General features: G+C 62.3%; 15 protein-coding genes and 1 tRNA gene. 7 read left to right on the top strand and 9 right to left on the bottom strand.

The genetic code is table 11. The annotated features are described in order from the left end of the window. Positions 1-9 precede the first annotated feature (9 nt). The 5 genes from ACN9MU_RS20080 to ACN9MU_RS20100 all read right to left on the bottom strand — a co-directional run bounded on the left by ACN9MU_RS20080 (position 10) and on the right by ACN9MU_RS20100 (position 5186). Positions 10-486 carry a hypothetical protein gene (locus tag ACN9MU_RS20080; protein WP_426162184.1) on the bottom strand — a complete coding sequence of 159 codons (477 nt, stop codon included), beginning with the start codon at positions 484-486 and terminating at the stop codon, positions 10-12. A gap of 49 nt (positions 487-535) precedes the next feature. Next, positions 536-2491, bottom strand: coding sequence for a hypothetical protein (locus tag ACN9MU_RS20085; RefSeq protein WP_426343346.1), 1956 nt, complete (start codon positions 2489-2491; stop codon positions 536-538). Next, entirely contained in the window at positions 2484-2798 is a 315-nt protein-coding gene (locus tag ACN9MU_RS20090; RefSeq protein ID WP_426343347.1) for a hypothetical protein, read from the bottom strand. Before ACN9MU_RS20090 ends, ACN9MU_RS20085 begins: the two co-directional genes overlap by 8 nt. Positions 2799-2881: 83 nt before the next feature. Continuing rightward, the gene (locus ACN9MU_RS20095) at positions 2882-4000 is read right to left on the bottom strand and encodes a YbdK family carboxylate-amine ligase (protein WP_426162187.1); all 1119 of its coding nucleotides are present in this window, start codon (positions 3998-4000) and stop codon (positions 2882-2884) included. Between the two features lies 1 nt (position 4001). Then, positions 4002-5186 (bottom strand): cation:proton antiporter, encoded by a 1185-nt coding sequence (locus ACN9MU_RS20100; RefSeq protein WP_426162189.1) that lies wholly within the window; start codon positions 5184-5186, stop codon positions 4002-4004. Positions 5187-5260: 74 nt separating this feature from the next. Between ACN9MU_RS20100 and fghA the strand changes: the two genes are divergently transcribed. Continuing rightward, positions 5261-6106, top strand: a complete 846-nt coding sequence (gene fghA / locus ACN9MU_RS20105; RefSeq protein WP_426343348.1) for an S-formylglutathione hydrolase — start codon at positions 5261-5263, stop codon at positions 6104-6106. 7 nt (positions 6107-6113) lie between these two features. Here fghA and ACN9MU_RS20110 read toward each other — a convergent pair whose 3' ends face one another. Next, positions 6114-7067: a chemotaxis protein gene (locus ACN9MU_RS20110; RefSeq protein WP_426162191.1), complete on the bottom strand. Its 954-nt coding sequence runs from the start codon at positions 7065-7067 to the stop codon at positions 6114-6116. A gap of 141 nt (positions 7068-7208) precedes the next feature. Continuing rightward, positions 7209-7284 (bottom strand) — tRNA-Gly (locus ACN9MU_RS20115). Between the two features lie 77 nt (positions 7285-7361). On the opposite strand from ACN9MU_RS20115, the gene ACN9MU_RS20120 reads away from it, so the two are divergent. The 4 genes from ACN9MU_RS20120 (at position 7362) to ACN9MU_RS20135 (ending at position 11563) form a co-directional block, all read left to right on the top strand. After that, positions 7362-9008 carry a Na+/H+ antiporter gene (locus ACN9MU_RS20120; protein ID WP_426162192.1) on the top strand — a complete coding sequence of 549 codons (1647 nt, stop codon included), beginning with the start codon at positions 7362-7364 and terminating at the stop codon, positions 9006-9008. After that, the gene (locus ACN9MU_RS20125) at positions 9005-10054 is read left to right on the top strand and encodes a sensor histidine kinase (RefSeq protein ID WP_426343349.1); all 1050 of its coding nucleotides are present in this window, start codon (positions 9005-9007) and stop codon (positions 10052-10054) included. Before ACN9MU_RS20120 ends, ACN9MU_RS20125 begins: the two co-directional genes overlap by 4 nt. Continuing rightward, the gene (locus ACN9MU_RS20130; protein ID WP_426336007.1) at positions 10042-10758 is read left to right on the top strand and encodes a LytR/AlgR family response regulator transcription factor; all 717 of its coding nucleotides are present in this window, start codon (positions 10042-10044) and stop codon (positions 10756-10758) included. Before ACN9MU_RS20125 ends, ACN9MU_RS20130 begins: the two co-directional genes overlap by 13 nt. Before the next feature lie 88 nt (positions 10759-10846). After that, on the top strand, positions 10847-11563 hold the full coding sequence (locus tag ACN9MU_RS20135; RefSeq protein ID WP_426336008.1) for an SDR family oxidoreductase: 717 nt from the start codon (positions 10847-10849) through the stop codon (positions 11561-11563). On the opposite strand, the gene ACN9MU_RS20140 is transcribed toward ACN9MU_RS20135, so the two are convergent. Next, positions 11444-12442, bottom strand: coding sequence for a LysR family transcriptional regulator (locus ACN9MU_RS20140; RefSeq protein ID WP_426336009.1), 999 nt, complete (start codon positions 12440-12442; stop codon positions 11444-11446). The genes ACN9MU_RS20135 and ACN9MU_RS20140 overlap by 120 nt on opposite strands. Before the next feature lie 90 nt (positions 12443-12532). On the opposite strand from ACN9MU_RS20140, the gene ACN9MU_RS20145 reads away from it, so the two are divergent. Then, complete coding sequence (locus ACN9MU_RS20145) at positions 12533-13552, top strand: metallophosphoesterase family protein (protein ID WP_426162197.1); 1020 nt, start codon at positions 12533-12535, stop codon at positions 13550-13552. Here ACN9MU_RS20145 and ACN9MU_RS20150 read toward each other — a convergent pair. Further along, on the bottom strand, positions 13526-15115 hold the full coding sequence (locus tag ACN9MU_RS20150; protein WP_426343350.1) for a sigma-70 family RNA polymerase sigma factor: 1590 nt from the start codon (positions 15113-15115) through the stop codon (positions 13526-13528). The genes ACN9MU_RS20145 and ACN9MU_RS20150 overlap by 27 nt on opposite strands. Positions 15116-15292: 177 nt before the next feature. Between ACN9MU_RS20150 and ACN9MU_RS20155 the strand changes: the two genes are divergently transcribed. Beyond that, positions 15293-16465 (top strand): acyltransferase family protein, encoded by a 1173-nt coding sequence (locus ACN9MU_RS20155; protein ID WP_426343351.1) that lies wholly within the window; start codon positions 15293-15295, stop codon positions 16463-16465. The last annotated feature ends 38 nt before the right edge of the window (positions 16466-16503 follow it).

The raw sequence follows: 16503 nt of genomic DNA on the forward strand, positions 1-16503 counted from the left end.
TCCCGCTCGTCAGCGCTGGCAGGGCTTGCCTTCGTATTGCTTGCCAACGACCTTGTATTCGCTGCCGTTCCAGCGCTCGACGGGGAAGCAAAAGCCCGGGCCGCCGATTTCCAGGTCGGGCCAGCCATCCTTGCCTCGCGCTCCCAGCACCAGCAAGATGCCAACGCCGCGCGACATCACCTTCCAGTTGCCGTCGGCTTGCTTGCTGACCAGGGTATAGCCAACGCCCGTATCGCCAAAGCAGGCCGTGCTGCCTTCCGTGATGATGGCTTCGGGAAGGCCATCGCCATTCAGGTCCTGGACCTTGTCGATTGCGCCGGGAACATAGCTGCCGCTCGCGTCCTTGCAGGACTTCCAGTGCTTGCCGTGTTCTTTGAAGCCCGCCGCCTTGAAGGCGGCAGCCTCGTCGGCCGGCTTCAAGGCGCCGCCCGCAGCCAGCGCAGCCTGGCATAAAACCATGCTTGTTATAGCGATAATTGCTTTCATATTGCACCTCTAGGGGGAAAGGATACGCCTCCCTCCCGTCCAGGGCAACTTATGGCTGAGCCGCCAGCCAGTCCAGCAACGCCTTCTCTTGGGCCTTCGATGCCGACATGGCAACAACAAGCTCGCGAAGTTCGCCGCGCCTGGCGGGCGATAAAGGCTTGCGCGCAAGGACCTCCAGCACCGGCTTCATTCTTTCCGGCCCGATCTCCCGGGCTGCAGCCTTCAGCAAATGAGGCTTGTAGTTGGCCACCTCCTGAGTCACATCACTGGCGTAGGAACCCAGGTGCGGCACCAGCTTCATCAGCATTTCCCTGGAGTTCCGGGTATCGGCGACCCGCGAATAGGCGAGGAGCGCGGCTTCATCGGCAGGTTCCGCTTGAAGGAAACGCTGCAACAGCCCGGGCAGTTCCGGATCGCCAGGCGCCACCTTCTCCATCGTCCGTATCGCGATGGAAGCGTAAATTTCATCCGGGCGGATCAGCCTCTTCAATGCCGGCGCGGCGAGCCGCCCTCGATCCCCCATGCGCGCAATGATTTCGAGTATGTCACCGGTCTGCCCCGGCTGCGGCGCCCCCGCCAGTAACGCGGAAATTTGCGGCAGCTTCGCTTCCAGTTGCATCTGAAGCAGTTGGGTCGCTTGCGGATTATCGACTGTGGCGTCCAGCATCCGTTTATAGTCAAGGACACCCTGCATGCGCGTTGCGGGATCTGCCAACTCACGGCCGCCAATCACTCCAAACATGTGAACCGCCTGTAGGGCCTGGTAGTTTTTTTGCCACGCATACCCGGCCATCAAATCCGTCGCGCAGGAATTGGGCAAAGGATGCACTTGCATCAGGCGGGCGATCGTAGCCAGCGACGGCATTTTTGGTGCGGCTCCCCGGCTATTTCCCACTTCGTTCATGCTTGCATCGTTCGCGATATTGCAAGCCGCGTAAGCAGCACTATCCATGTCGCCCGCCATCAGCGACTCATTCAACAATGCCACCGCCGTGCATGCCCGCCCTTTGGCCGACCCAAATGGGGCAAGAACAGGCCCAACAAGCTGCAACCTGCCGTCAACCTCGGGAAAGCCTACCCAGCCGCGCACCTGTACTGGCCGTGTTGTCTCGCAGCCGACTAGCGCCTCCCCGCGCCCGCCAGTATTCCTCGCCAACTCCGGCTCGGGCACGCTGCAAAGCGAGCCATGAATGACAGTGTCGTGAAATCGCCCGGGCACTTTCCGGCTTTCGACTTCCGGCAAATAGGTCAACGCATCCCGATAGGGCTTGAGCGATTCCGGCGGCTCGAAATGGAATTCCTGCCGCAAGCTCAGATAGTCGCCGCTGCAACTGCCGCCTTGGGCAAAGGTGACCATCCTGCGGACCGGAACGCCATCAAGGACCAGTTTGTAGGCGCCCCTGGTATCCACCGCATCCGGCGCGATCTCGTGGACCACCACCGCGCGTCCTCGCCCCGGAAAAGGCGAACGATAAGAAATGGTATAAGTCTGGCCGGGCTTGAAGCCGCCCTCAGGTGCAATCAGGAACAGCCGGCGCTCATCGGACATGGTGTACGAGATGTCCTTTACCTGCCCGCCACTCAGCAGCTCGGCGAGAGCCGGCTTCTCACGGGCAGCGGCGAAGTCCTTTTCCGCTTTCTTGCTGGTGAATGCGTAATAGCTGCCCCATTTCGACGCAGGAATGTCGCCGTCGCCCCTCAGCTCCAGCGGCGTGACCCGGGCGCGATATTTCTTGCCGGCGCCATCCTTGATGTCGAACGCTGAAGGCGAAAGCTCGATTCGCGGCGCCTTGATGATACTGGCGTTCTCGAAAGGGAAGTCGGCAATACTGACCGGCCCTGGCGGAGGCGCGAGGAACAGCGCGCCTTTGGCGTTGGCAGGCAAGCGCCGGACGAATTGGTGAGGAAACGATCCATCGACCGGATCGGGCATGGCGCAGCTGCAGGCGCCGGCAGCCAGCGGCAAGGCCGCCAGCACTGCCGCCAGCAAAAACCGCTCAAGCATCCGCGTAGAAGACCAGCGAGCTGCCCAGGGTCAGGGATTCTTCGATGTGGGAATGAAGGTCAACGAAAGGCTTCTGCTCCAGCATTTCGGTTTGCAAGATACTGAAGGCATCCATCGCCACTTCCTCAAAGCCGAACTTGCCGGCCTCGATGATCGCGGTATCCCAGAGCGCGTCGGCGCCTTCCTGCAGCAGGAAGAGCATGCACTTATGCAGCGCATGCTCTTGCGGGTGCGCGTATTCATAGACCGGCTTGCCTTCGAAAATCCCTTCGAAGGTGTAGATCCCCAGGACACTGTTATCGCTCATGAGCTATTCGAATTAACTGGTAGTGCCTGATTATACGATGGACTCAAGCCAGGCCAATCGCGGGAACAGAACCCTGAAAAAGCTCAATTCCCCCTGAACTTCGCAATCGCCGCATCCACCACGCCCTCCACGCTGCCGGAGGAGTCGAATTCCGCCCGCAGGTAGTGGGCGTCGCTGCCCATATGCGTCACCTGCATCAGGTGGTTCAGCGCGGCGCTGCCGCCGAGGGCTTCGGCGTGCAAGTCCATGCGGCGCAGCGTGGTCAGGATGTCTTCGCGCAGCGACAGGCTTTCATAGGTCTTCGGATGCACCACCGTGCCATCCAGGCCGAACCGGCAAGCCTGGAAGCGGTTGTAGTTGTAGACCAGGTAGTCGTCCTCGGCCGGCGGCGCTTCCTTGCGTTCCAGCAGGTAGGCGCACAGGGCCTGCAGGTAGCAGGCCAGCGCCGCGGCGCGCTCCACCGTCAGCGGCGTGTCGCAGACGCGCAGCTCGATGGTGCCGTATTCGGGCTTGGGCCGGATGTCCCAATAGAAGTCCTTCATCGACTTGATCACGCCCGTATGCTCCATCTTCGAGAAGAAGCTGTGCTCGAACTCGTCCCACTTGAGGATGAACGGCGCGCGTCCGCTCATGGGGAAGGCGAACACGCTGTTCAGGCGCGCGGAATTGAACAGGGTGTCGTTCCCCTGCACATAAGGCGAAGAGGCCGACAGCGCGATGAAGTGCGGCACATAGCGGCTCAGGGAATGCAGCAGGTACAGCGCATCGTCGCCGCTGGCGCAGCCGATGTGCACGTGCTGGCCGAAAATCGTGAACTGCTTGGCCAGGTAGCCATACAGCGCCGACACTTCCTTGAAACGCGGCTTGGAGAAGATCTTGCGCTCCGACCAGCGCTGGAACGGGTGTGTTCCACCGCCGCAGATGCCGATGTTCAGCGTGTCGGCCGCCCGCACCAGCGTATCGCGCGTTTCGCGCAGTTGGGCAAGAAGCTCGCCGTGCCTGGTGTGCACGTCGCTGTTGATCTCGATCATGCTCTCAGTGATCTCCGGCGTGACGTGGCCGGGGAATGGCTTGCGCGCCAGCAGGTGCAGCAAGTCCGGGCTCGACGCGGTCAGGTCGAAGTCGGACAGGCTGACCAATTGCAGCTCCAGTTCGACGCCCATCGTCAATGGCTGCGACGATTTGAATTCTTCCAACGGCATCTCAGCCCTCCTCTTTGGCCGTTTCGCGCGCGCGGATCAGCGCGCGCTGCGTGATGATCGGCCCCAGCACTTCCATGAACAGGGTCATGGAAGCCAGCGCTGCGAGTTCATCAACCAATACAATACCCATGTAGCGCGTCTGCTCCAGCAGCAGGATCGCGAACACGGACATCGGCGACAAGGCCACGCCGATCAGCGCGCCCTTGCGCCACGAAATGCCGGCGACGTGCGAGAGCAGCGCCACCGCAACGGTCTTGGTGGCAAAGCGCACCAGCAGCAGCAGCAGGCCGAGCGAGGCACCAAACACCACGCGCTGCCAGTCCAGCGTGGACACGGCAAACACGAACAGCAGCACCGTCAGCAACTCGCCGATCGCGCCGAAGTTGCGCTGCGTGCGCGTGAAGGTCACGCGGCGATGGCGCGCCATCAGGCCGAAGGTCAGTGTCGCCAATACCGGCGACAGGTCGGCCGCCTGGGTGATCGACACCAGCAGCACGACTACCATGGCAAAGGCCACGGTGCCGTCGCGCGCCAGCGTGCCGAGGCTGCGCAGCAGCGCAGGCACCAGCATGCCCGCCACCGCGCCCAGCACGGCCGACGCCAGCAATTCAATCACGCTGCGCGACACCGCTTGCGTCAGGCTGCCGGAAGTCTGGAACACCCAGAATCCAACGACAACCTTGAACACGAACAGCGCAAGCACGCAGTTCATCGCCACCAGGTGCAGCAGGCGCTCCGTCACCTGGCCCGAGCTGCGTTCTTCATTGATCACGCGCAGCACGCCGGCCGGCGAGGTGGACATCGCCAATGAAGCAAGCAGAAGCGCCGTCAACGGCGGCATGCCCTGCCAGTAGGCGATTGCAAACACAGCGCCGAACGTGAGCGCCGATTCTGCAAGGCCGCTGACGGCAATCCAGGGATTGACGCGCAGCCAGCGCAGATTGATGCGGTAACCAAATTCAAACAGGATGAGGCCGAAAGCGATATTGGCAAGCAGCGTTACCTGGCTGCTGCCGTCCGGCACGAGAAGATCGGGCATGGCCTGCGCAAGCAGGAAGCCCACCAGGCCGTACACACTGATGCGCGGCAGATTGGTCCAACGGTGAACAAACTCGCCTGCAAGCCATGCAAGCAGCATGGCGCAAGGCCATGCGAGTTCGTCAGAGATGACTAACAAATCGGTCATAGACTTACCTCCGAGCCGTACTATATTGCAATTGTGAAAAACGTGTCACACGAATCTTGGTTACAATGCCACGTATGGACATGATCAGCGAACACGTTTGCCACGGTGGAGTGCAGCGCTTCTACCGGCATGAGTCGGAAACGATTGGCTTGCCAATGCGCTTCTCCATCTTCATTCCGCCGCAGGCAGCGCAGGGGCCGGTGCCCGCGCTGTTCTATCTCGCGGGACTTACCTGCACTGAGGAGACCTTTGCCATCAAGGCCGGCGCGCAGCAGCATGCCGCACGCGAAGGCCTGGTCCTCATTGCACCGGACACCAGCCCGCGCGGCGCCGGCATCGAGGGCGAATCGGCAAGCTGGGACTTCGGCGAAGGGGCAGGCTTCTATCTCGACGCAACGCAAGCGCCGTGGTCGCGGCATTACCGCATGGAGAGCTACATCCACGAGCTGCGCCAAATGGTGATCGATGAATTGCCGGTCGATGCGAAGCGCATCGGCATCTTCGGCCATTCGATGGGCGGGCATGGCGCGTTGACGCTGGCCTTGCGCCGGCCGGACCTGTTCCGCAGCGTATCGGCTTTCGCGCCGATTGCAGCGCCGGTGCGCTGCCCGTGGGGACAGAAGGCTTTCGAAGGATACCTGGGGCCGGACAAGGAGACCTGGCTGCAGCACGACGCCAGCGCGCTGATGGCGGTGCAGGACGAAGCGCCCTTCCCCAGCGGCATCCTGATCGACCAGGGCCTGGCCGACAAGTTCCTTGACGAGCAGTTATATCCGGGAGTGTTCGAGGATGCGTGCCGCGCCGCCGGGCAGCCTTTGGAGCTGCGCCGGCATGCGGGCTACGATCATGGCTACTACTTCATTTCGAGCTTCATTGCCGACCATGTGAAATTCCATAGCCGGCAGCTGAAAGAGCTTTAATGCGACATCACTTGGTGAGGACGCGGCGGATGGTTTCCGCCAGTTCTTCCGCGACAAACTTGGCCACGTAAGCGTCTGCGCCGACACCCTTCACGTGGTCTTCGTTGGTCTTGCCGGACAGCGAAGAGTGGATCACCACCGGAATCTTGGAGAAGCGCGCATCCTGCTTCACCAGGCGGGTCAGCGTAAAGCCGTCCATCTCCGGCATTTCCAGGTCGGTCAGCACCAGCGCTACGCGATCCTCCACCGCGATGCCTTCCGCCTTGCAGCCCTCGGCGATGTGATTCAGCTTGTCCCAGGCTTCCTTGCCGGTCTTCATCATCACGAACGGCGCATGCATGGCTTCCAGGCCGCGCTCGATCAGGTTGCGCGCCACCACCGAATCGTCGGCCGCCAGGATGAAGGTGCCCGGCTTCAGCGGCAGGCGGCCCACCGCGGTTTCATCGATATCCTTGCCGTCGCTCGGGGTCAGGTTGCGCAGGATGGTTTCCACGTCCAGCACCTGCGCCAGGCGGGTGTTCTGCACGTCGCCATCGACGCGGGCGATGGACGTCACCATGCCGCCGCCGTGGCTGCCTTCGGCGCTCAACACCTGGCTCCAGTCCAGGCGCACGATCTCGTCCACCGATTCGACGGCGAAGGCCTGGGTGGTGCGCGCGAACTCGGTCACCAGCATGATGTTCAGGCCCGTCTTCGGCTTGACGCCGACGATGCCCGGCAAGTCCATCACAGGAATGATCTGGCCGCGCAGGTTGACCACGCCCAGCATGTGCGGCTCCGAACCCGCGACGGCGGTCACGGTCGGCATCGCCACGATCTCGCGGATCTTGAAGACGTTGATGCCGTACAGCTCGGAGTTGCCGCTGGTGCTATCGACGCCGAGGCGGAACAACAGCAGCTCGAATTTGTTGGAGTTTGTGAGGTTACTGCGCTCGTCAACTTCTTGTTGAACGGAATTCATCGATCGCTCCAGTCTGCTTTAAATGGCATTCCCTTTGGTATGGAATGTTTCGGCAGTATACCGGCCCTTTTTAACAGCCGGGAGCGATGAGGGCCAGAAACAACAAAAAAAGGACGCGCGATGGCGTCCTTTCAAGAATTCTGGAGCGGGAAAAGAGTCTCGAACTCTCGACCTCAACCTTGGCAAGGTTGCGCTCTACCAACTGAGCTATTCCCGCAGAGGAGGCGCTATTATGACAGTGACTACCCCGAGTGACAAGTTCTTTTTCATTTGGCATGCCCCTATAATGTCCGGATGGATTCTATCGAGATAGTTTTGGCAATGCTGCTGGCCGTGATCGCCAGCGCCTACGTGAAGCGGATGCTGTCAGGCGGCATTCCCCTCCCCCTGGTACAGATCGGCCTTGGCGCCGGGATCGCCGCATGGTCCGGCCACGGCATCCAGCTTGACCCTGAGATGTTCTTCCTGCTGTTCATTCCGCCGCTGCTGTTCCTCGATGGCTGGCGCATTCCGAACACGGGCCTGTTCCGCGACCGCGTGGTGATCCTGGAGCTGGCCTTGGGCCTGGTGATCTTCACCGTCCTGGGCGCCGGCTACATGATCCACTGGATGATCCCCGCCATGCCGCTGCCGGTAGCATTTGCGCTGGCCGCCATCCTGTCGCCGACCGATCCGATTGCGGTCGGCTCGATTGCGTCGCGCGCCCCGATTCCCAAGCGGCTGATGCACATCCTGGAAGGCGAAGCCTTGCTGAACGATGCCAGCGGCCTGGTGTGCTTCCGCTTTGCCGTGGCAGCGGCGCTGACCGGCACCTTCTCCTTGACTACCGCTTCGCTGACTTTTGTCTGGCTCGCGGCGGCCGGCATCGCGACCGGCGTGGCCGTCACTGCAGCCATCGCCTGGCTGCAAGGCCAGCTCACCATGCGCTACGGCGAACCGGCCGGCTCGCCCATCCTGGTCAGCCTGCTGATTCCCTTTGGCGCCTACCTGGTCGCCGAGCGCCTGCACGCCTCGGGCATCCTGGCAGCCGTCGCCGCCGGCATCACCATGAGTTACGTGGAGCTGGGCGGCCAGGCCCTGGCAGCAACGCGCATCCAGCGCACCGCCGTATGGGACACGGTGCAGTTCACGCTGAACGGCGTCATGTTCGTGCTGCTCGGCGAGCAGTTGCCCGACATATTGCGCGGCGCCAGCGAATCGCTGGAACAGAGCGGCCATATCAATCCCTGGTGGCTGGTGCTGTACGCCTTCGCCATCAGCTTTGGCCTGATTGCGCTGCGCTTCGTGTGGGTGTGGGCGACGCTGCGCGTGACCCTGTACCGCCGCAGCCGCCGCGCCACCTCGGCGCAAGGCGGCAAGCCACACTGGCGGCTGCTGCTGGCAACCGCGCTGGCCGGTGCGCGCGGTGCGATCACCCTGGCCGGCGTGCTGACCTTGCCGCTATTCCTGCCGAACGGCGAGCCCTTCCCGGCGCGCGACCTGACCATCCTGTTGGCCAGTTCGGTGATCCTGATTTCCCTGCTGGCAGCCAGCATCGGCTTGCCGCGCCTGCTGGGCGGCATGCGCTTCCCGGAGGAGCCGGCCGAGCGCCAGCAGGAAGACATGGCGCGGCGCCAGGCCGCATCGGCGGCGATTGCCGCCATCGAGCGCGCGGAACTGGCGCTGGCCGACGCCCACCATCCCGACGTGCTGCCGCAAGCGGCTGCGCGCGTGATTGCACTCTACGAATACCGCCTGAACGTGGCCTGGTCGGCGGAAGACCAGAACAAGGAGCACTTCCGCAAACTGGACCGCGCCGAGCGCGAACTGCGCCTGGCCGCCATGGTGGCCGAGCGCCAGGCCATTTTCGACCTGGCGCGCCACCACCATATTTCCGACGAAACGGCGCGCAAGCTGGTGCGCGAGATCGACCTCGTCGAAGCACGCCACCAGAAAAAATGAACCGGCGCGCCACGCTATCACTCCTCGCCGCGTGGCTGCTGTTCTGGGCCATGATGGTGGCGACCGCGGTGCAGGATTTCCTGCGCCACGACAGCGGCCCGCTGTGGCAGCCATTTCTCTGGGAGTCGTCGTCCATGGCGGTGGCCACGCTGCTGTTTACCGCACAGCGGCTTGCCACGCGGCGCTTTGACGGCATGCTCGCCACGCCGGCGCGCTGGTTGGCGCGGCAAGCCTTGTGGCTGCCGGCCTGGTGGGTCCTGTTCACGCCCCTCGCCTTCGGCATCCGCCACGCCGTGTATGCCATGGCCGGCATGACTTATGAACATGAGCCATGGGGCCAGACTTTCCTGTACGAGAACATCAAGATCTCGATCTTCGTCGTGATCTTTACGCTCATTGCCTTCGGCATGCTGTCCTTCCGCGCGGCCGAGCAAGCGAATGCCCAATTGCGCACGGCGCAGCTGCACCAGCTCACGCAGCAGATGCAGCCGCATTTCCTGTTCAATGCGCTGAACACGATTTCTTCCCTGATGCACAGCGATGTCGAGCGCGCCGACGCCACGCTGGTGCAATTGGCCGACGTGCTGCGCGCAACGCTGGATGTCAGCGGCCAGCAGCAGGCGCCTTTGCCGACCGAGCTGCGCCTGCTGCGTGGCTATGCCCGCCTGATGGAAGAGCGCTTCATTGACCGCGTACAGATCGAATGGGATATCGACGCGGCCTGCGGCGAGTGCCTGGTACCGGTGATGAGCATGCAGCCCTTGCTGGAGAACGTGTTCAAGCACACGGTCGAAAGGCGGCGCGGCGTAACGAAGATCGCCATCAGCGCAAAACGGGATGGCGGCAGCCTCGTGCTAGCAGTCTGCGACGATGCCGGGATGCTCGCCTCCCACGCCGCGGGCAGCGCCACAGGCGGTGCAGGCATCGGCGTGAGCAACCTGCGCGAACGGCTACAGGCGCTGTATGGCGAGCGGGCGAGCCTGCGCCTGGTGCAGCTCGAACCGGCCGGCGTGCGCGCGGAGATGAGACTGCCATGCGTATCCTGATCGTCGACGACGAACGGCCGGCGCGCGACAAGCTACGCCGCATGCTGGCGCATGAGACGGACATAACAGCCATCGAAGAAGCGCGCGATGGCGTGGAGGCGCTGGAAAAAGTCGGGACCTTCGCACCCGACGCCATCTTCCTGGACGTGCAAATGCCCGAGGTAAGCGGGCTGGAGGTGGCCGCCTCCCTGCCCCATCCAGCGCCGCTGGTGGTCTTCGCTACCGCATTTGACGAATATGCCGTCCCTGCCTTCGACGCCAACGCCATCGACTACCTGCTGAAGCCCTTCGACGCCGCGCGCCTGCAGCGCGCCATGCAGCGCCTGCGTGAACGCGTCGCCAGCCGCGCCGCGCAAAGCGAGAACGCGCCCGGCGCCCTCGGCCTGCCGCTGCGGCAACTGCTGGTCAACGAGCGCGGCGGCACGCGCGTGGTGCCCGTCGCCGACATCGAGTGGCTCGAGACCGCCGACAACTACGTAATGCTCCACACAGCGCAAGGTGCACCGCTGCTGCGCCAGACCCTGGCCGACCTGCTGGACAGCCTGGGCAGCCAATTCGTGCGCTGCCACCGCCGCGCCGCCGTGCGCCTGGCGCTGGTCGACAAAGTCGACCAGCAAGGTCAACTGGTGCTGCGCAACGGTACCCTCGTCCCCCTCGGCCGCAACTTCAAGGCCGCCATCCTGGACGCCCTCGCCCATCGGTAATTCCGATAACAGGCATCGTAAAATCCCGTTTCCGTTTCGCGCAGTGCACCCGCGACAATGCCCCTGTCCACAACCAAGGAGGAATTCAATGGAACGGGTATTGATCGCCGGCGGCAGCTCCGGCATGGGTCTGGCGCTTGCCGAGCGCCTGCTGCGCGAGGACTGTGCAGTGACGATAATCGGCCGCACCGAGGCGAAGCTGGCCATGGCACGGGAAAAACTGAAGCACTCGCCGCAGCTGACAACCATTGTTGCAGACATCACCCAGGAAGACCAGGTCGCCGCCCTGTTCGCACAATGCGGCAATCTTGACCACATCGTCTGCACCGCCGCTGACATCGGCGGCGCCTACCAGCTCTTGCCGGACATCGACGTCGCGGTGATGCGCAAGGCCATGGACTCCAAGCTGCTAGGCCCGCTCCTGTTGGCCAAGCATGGCGCCCCGATGCTGCCCGCTTGCGGCAGCATCACCTTCACCACAGGCATCGCCTACTGCCGCCCAGCGGCACGCGGCTCGGTCGTCGCCGCGATCAATGGCGGCCTCAATTCGCTGGCCTACGCCCTGGCGGTTGAACTTGCGCCGATCCGCGTCAACGCAGTCTCACCCGGCTGGGTCGATTCACCAATCTGGGACTTTGTCGCAGGCGATGCCAAAGCCGGCATGCTCGAAGGAATGGCCAGCAAATTACCGGTTGGCCGCATCGGCCACGTCGACGACATCGCCGACGCCATCTGTTTCCTCATGCGAAACCGCTTCACTACCGGCAGCGTGCTGCACGTCGATGGCGGACACCGGCTCGTGTAACCCAACAGCCCCTAGCCGAAACGCATCCAGGAGCTGGCGCAAGGCAAATGGCAGTTGGCTTGGCCGCCAGCTCATATGGATGCCGATGCGCGCCGCGCCGCCCTCCCAAGGCAGGGCGGCAAGCCCGGCACCTTGCCCCGCGACGGCCAGGCGCGGCATCAACGCGCAACCGAAGCCGCCACGGACCATATTCACGATCGCACCCAGGCTGCCATATTCACCGGCCACCTGAGGCACCTGGCAACCCGAAGCGGAAAAAGCGCTGTCAAACATGCTGCGGTAGACACATCCTTGCGCTGTCACGAGAAAGCGTTCATGCGCAGCGTCCCGCGGCCCAACGCTGGCGAGACTGCCAAGCGCGTGTCCCGCAGGCACCAGCAGGACCAGTTCGTCCGAAGCAACGCATTCGCTGTGCAGGCCGCTGTCGGGCGGCGGCGGGGAAAAGGAAAAGCTCAGGTCCAGCGAACCATCCCGCACCGCATCGCGCAGCGCCCCGGTTCCGGCCACCTGCAAATCAACCTGCAATGCCGGATGCCGGCCCTGGAATTCTGCCAGGATCGGCGCCAGCCATTGCGCACACAAAGTTTCCAGCGCGCCGACTGCGAGCCTGCCCCGCACTTCCACACTGCCAAGCACAGCAGCCCGGGCATCGGCCGCCAGCGCCAGCATGGCCCCGGCATACTCCACCAGTGCCGCACCAGCATCGGTCAGCGCCAGTTTGCGCTGCGAGCGCTCGAACAACGCCACGCCCAAGTCCGCCTCCAGCGCCTGGATCTGCTCTGTTACGCTGGACTGCGCAAGATGCACCTTTTGCCCCGCCCTGGTGAAACTGAGGGTGGAAGCGACGGCCAGGAAAGTTCGTAAGTGTTTGAGCTGCATGTCACGCATTATCGCCGAGATTTCCCTTAAAAATCCCCTGAACTTTTGGTAGCCCCGCCTGTCCAAAGCGGACTAACCAGGGAGACCATCATGACAACAACACTGCTGACAACCTTGCTGCACATCTCCGATTTGCACATCGGAAGCCTTGATCCAAGCACAGGCGATGCAACGATCAGCCCCACCGTACAAGTTGGACTGGACAATTTTCCCCTCTTCGATGGTCTATTGGGACATCACGCCGTTGGCTTGCGTGCGCTTGCCGAATTCGTCGCAGACCTGCGCAACAGGGACGAGCAGTTCCAGATCCTGGTCACTGGTGACCTTAGCCGAAACGGAGATGCAGATGAACTCGCACTGGCGCGTCGTTTCTTTGAAAGCGAAATCGACCTTATCCCACCCAATGGTGATTACGTAGGCCTGAACGCCGCCGGAAAAATCATCGCCATCCCCGGAAACCACGATCACTGGGCAGGACTGCCGGTGCCCATTGGCGCGACCCCCACCAATTTTTACCACTACTTCATCCGCTCGTTGCCGGCAACACGCAGCTTCCCGCTGGGGAAGCACGGGCATGAGTTAACCCTGATCGAACTTGATTCGGATGCGGACGTGCGCCCCAATTCGATACAGCGCACCTGGGCGAGGGGAAGTTTCTGCTCGCAATTGAAACTACTGGATACGATGCTCGCAGCCCGCAAAGAACGAGAAATCCGCGCACTGGTCATACATCATGCCAGGACATGCACTGGCTTCAGCCTGGCCATGTCCAGCACTACGATGCAGGCGCTGGATCGCTTTCTGCAGCAGCATCAGATTGCAGTCATCTTATGTGGCCACACGCATAAGGCCTCCGTACGGCGCCATTATGCCGGCGCCAGGGAGTGCTGGGAATGCGGCGCGGGCTCAACGACGCAATTTGATGTCGTTCCCCGCAAGTGGCGGCTCAGGCTGCGCAAGCCAAACGCCATCAGCCCCGGGCCGAATGCATTAATGCTCCATCGCATCTTCGACAAGGATGGCAGGCTCGAGTGGACGACGACAACTTACGAGCGTTCAGCAAGGGGGTTCACTGCCACGCGCTCACCGCGCGAGTTCGCCTTGCAATAGCGGCGAGCCATGTGCGATGTCGCGTTGATTGGCGCACCAACGCTTCACTAGTGCGTCCCGCGTGAGGAATCCTGTTGGGCGCGTCGTTTCCGGCAACTTGAAGAAAGTGTTCGCACCCAGATAATAGTAGCCGCTGACCAGGAGCGGCGACGCTTGCATCATGCAGACAAGACTTCGCGCCAGCGCGGGCGCGAGCTCCAGCTCAAGATCAAGCGTACCCGCGATGGTCCCGCATAACAGCTTGGGCTTGATTGCTACGCTCTTGCCTTTTTGCTTGACGACGAGATCAGCGTCAGAGTCCTTGCGAGCTATCGCTCCTTCGCCGGCGCGACGAAGCGAGCGATTGAACAGCAGTTCCATTTCGCGCAAGGCTTCAAACACCATGCCGGGCGACAGGCCGTATTTCAGCAAACGTTCGCTAGCGGGGTCGCCACGCCGGCAGGAAGCGTGATACTGGCGCAAATGCTGTACCAGATCGGGTTCCGGTTTCTCTGCGGCCATCAACGCGAGTTCCCATTGCCCCGGCCCGGAAGGCGGACGCACTTCATCCAGCTTCTCGAGCAGCGCTGCCCAGGCATCGGCGATCACTTGCTGTTCGCCATCGAGCATGGCGGTCATGGAAGGCTGGAGCTCCTCCGATTCGATGCCCGCCAAGTCATTGCTACTCAGCGCAGTGTAGACGCTTGCAAGCCATTCGGGATGGGCAGCCAGTGCGGCACATTCGGCATTGTCAAGCAGCAGGTCTTCCTGCTCTAGCGCCAGGCGAATATCCTGCGCATGCGCGCGCAAATGTTCGAGGGCGTCGCTGTCATCAAATGCGCTGAGCGCTTTCCTAAGTATGTCGAGTTCCGGCATGATATTTCTCCCCTGTCGAACCGGCCGCTCTATGCCTCGAATCGAGTTGAGCAGGGCTTGCGCAAAGCGCGCCTTGGCCTGGTTCACCTGTTCAGTTGACATTCCGAGTTCGGCGGCCACAAAGCGTGGCGACTGGTCCATCACCCAAACCCGGTAAGCGATATCGGCGTCGGCCTCTTGCGGCCTTGCCTCCATCAATTGCAACGCGACCCGGCTGACCGTAGCCGCCAGCTGTTCGCGCATGCGATAGCGCGTGAGACGGTGTTTCTCCGCGAGTTCGCGCTCGCCAGGCGCATAGTCCGACAGGAAATCGGCCAGCAAAGCCTGCTCCGCCTCGGGCAAATGCGAAATGGCCTCCTTGAGCTGCGCAGTTTGCTGCTTCAATTCGGCCGCTTCGAGCGGCAAAGGGTCGGCTGCCGCCAGGTCGAGGCATTCCTCGATATCGACGGCGCGCGAGCGCAGCCGGTGCAGCTTCAATTGCCGACGGCGGCCAAAGCGGTAAAAGGCGGTGGCGAGGTAGGGGGCGAATTCGCCCTTGGCCGCGTCAAAGCGGCTATTGAGCGCTTCCCACTCAAGGAAGAAGTCGTGGATCAGGTCGCGGGCGTCGTGCGGCTGGATGTGATATCCATCGCGCACCAGCTTGCTCAGCACGCGCCACAGCAGCGGCTCATACTCGAGGAAATTCCTGTGGGACGGCAACGCACTCATCACAACTCCAATCGGGGCACTCAATACAGTCATATTGCACGGCGCCAGCCAACTGGTTGAAATCTGGATCAATAAATGCGTTCGCCCCAACTAAATGCCGTTCGCCACCTATTGCTGGCCTGGCAAGACCGCCTTCCCTAAGCTGAGGCCATCTCCAACCCAGCTTGCCAAGCCATCATGCAAAACCAACGCCTGTATTTCCTCGACTGGCTGCGCATCGGCGCATTCTTCCTGCTCGTGCTGTACCACACCGGCATGTATTACGTGACCTGGGACTGGCACGTCAAAACGCCCCACCCCAGCGACGCCATCGAACCGTTGATGCTGCTGTCTTCGCCCTGGCGCATGTGCCTGCTGTTCCTGATCGGCGGAGCCGCAGCCGCCTTCCTGCTCGATAAGCTCGGCGGAAAAGGACTGGCCAAGGAACGCAGCAAACGCCTGCTGATTCCGCTTATCTTCGGCATGTTCGTCATCGTCCCGCCACAATCCTACTTTGAAGTGGTGTCTGACGTCGCCTACCAGGGCAGCTATGTCGACTTCATGCAACTCTACGTCCGCGCCTACCACGGCTTCTGCGACCACAATGGCTGCCTCGACCTGCCGACCTGGAACCACCTCTGGTTCCTGCCCTACCTGTGGATCTACACCCTGATGCTGGCCGCCATCGGCAGTCGCCGCGCGCAAGTGATGGGCAACTGGCTGCTGCGCCACCTGCAAGGCTGGAAGCTGTTTGTGCTGCCGGTCGCATTCCTCGCTGCGGGCCGCATCCTTCTCCTGCCGTACTGGCCGCATACCCACAACCTGACCTCCGACTGGCATAACCACGCCATGAGCCTGCCCTTCTTCCTGCTGGGCGCGGCCATGGCGCGCCAGGCTGAATTCTGGCAGCGCCTGGAAAACGCCCGCTTCGCCGCGCTGGGCTTTTTCCTCGCCAGCTGGGCTTGCCTCATTTTCTTTTACGCGACGGGAGACACGTACAAGGACTGGCTGCCGCTGGCGCGCACCGTGTACGCTTTCTGCCAGTGGAGCGGGATCGTTGCCGTCTGCGGCTTCGGCCACCGCCACCTGAACTTCGACAGCGCCAAGCGCCGCTACCTGACGCAGGCCGTCTTCCCGGTCTACATCCTGCACCAGACCCTGATCGTCTGTCTTGCAATGGGATCTCGCGCGGCGAGCCTGCCACCCATGACGGAAGGCGCGCTAATTGTGGTGCTGACACTCGCCATCAGCTTTGGTGTGTTCGAAGTTGTGCTCCGTGTGCCGCTGTTGCAGCCATTGTTTGGAGTCGCCAGACTTGCGGTTCCAACGATGAACTTCCCGCTCGACGTTACGAAAACATCTGGCCATTGAAAGGTAGTGTTCAGTGTCACGTTTGCAGCGGCCACAGC

Source organism: Pseudoduganella sp. R-32 (assembly GCF_049913245.1).
Classification (GTDB): domain Bacteria; phylum Pseudomonadota; class Gammaproteobacteria; order Burkholderiales; family Burkholderiaceae_D; genus Rugamonas.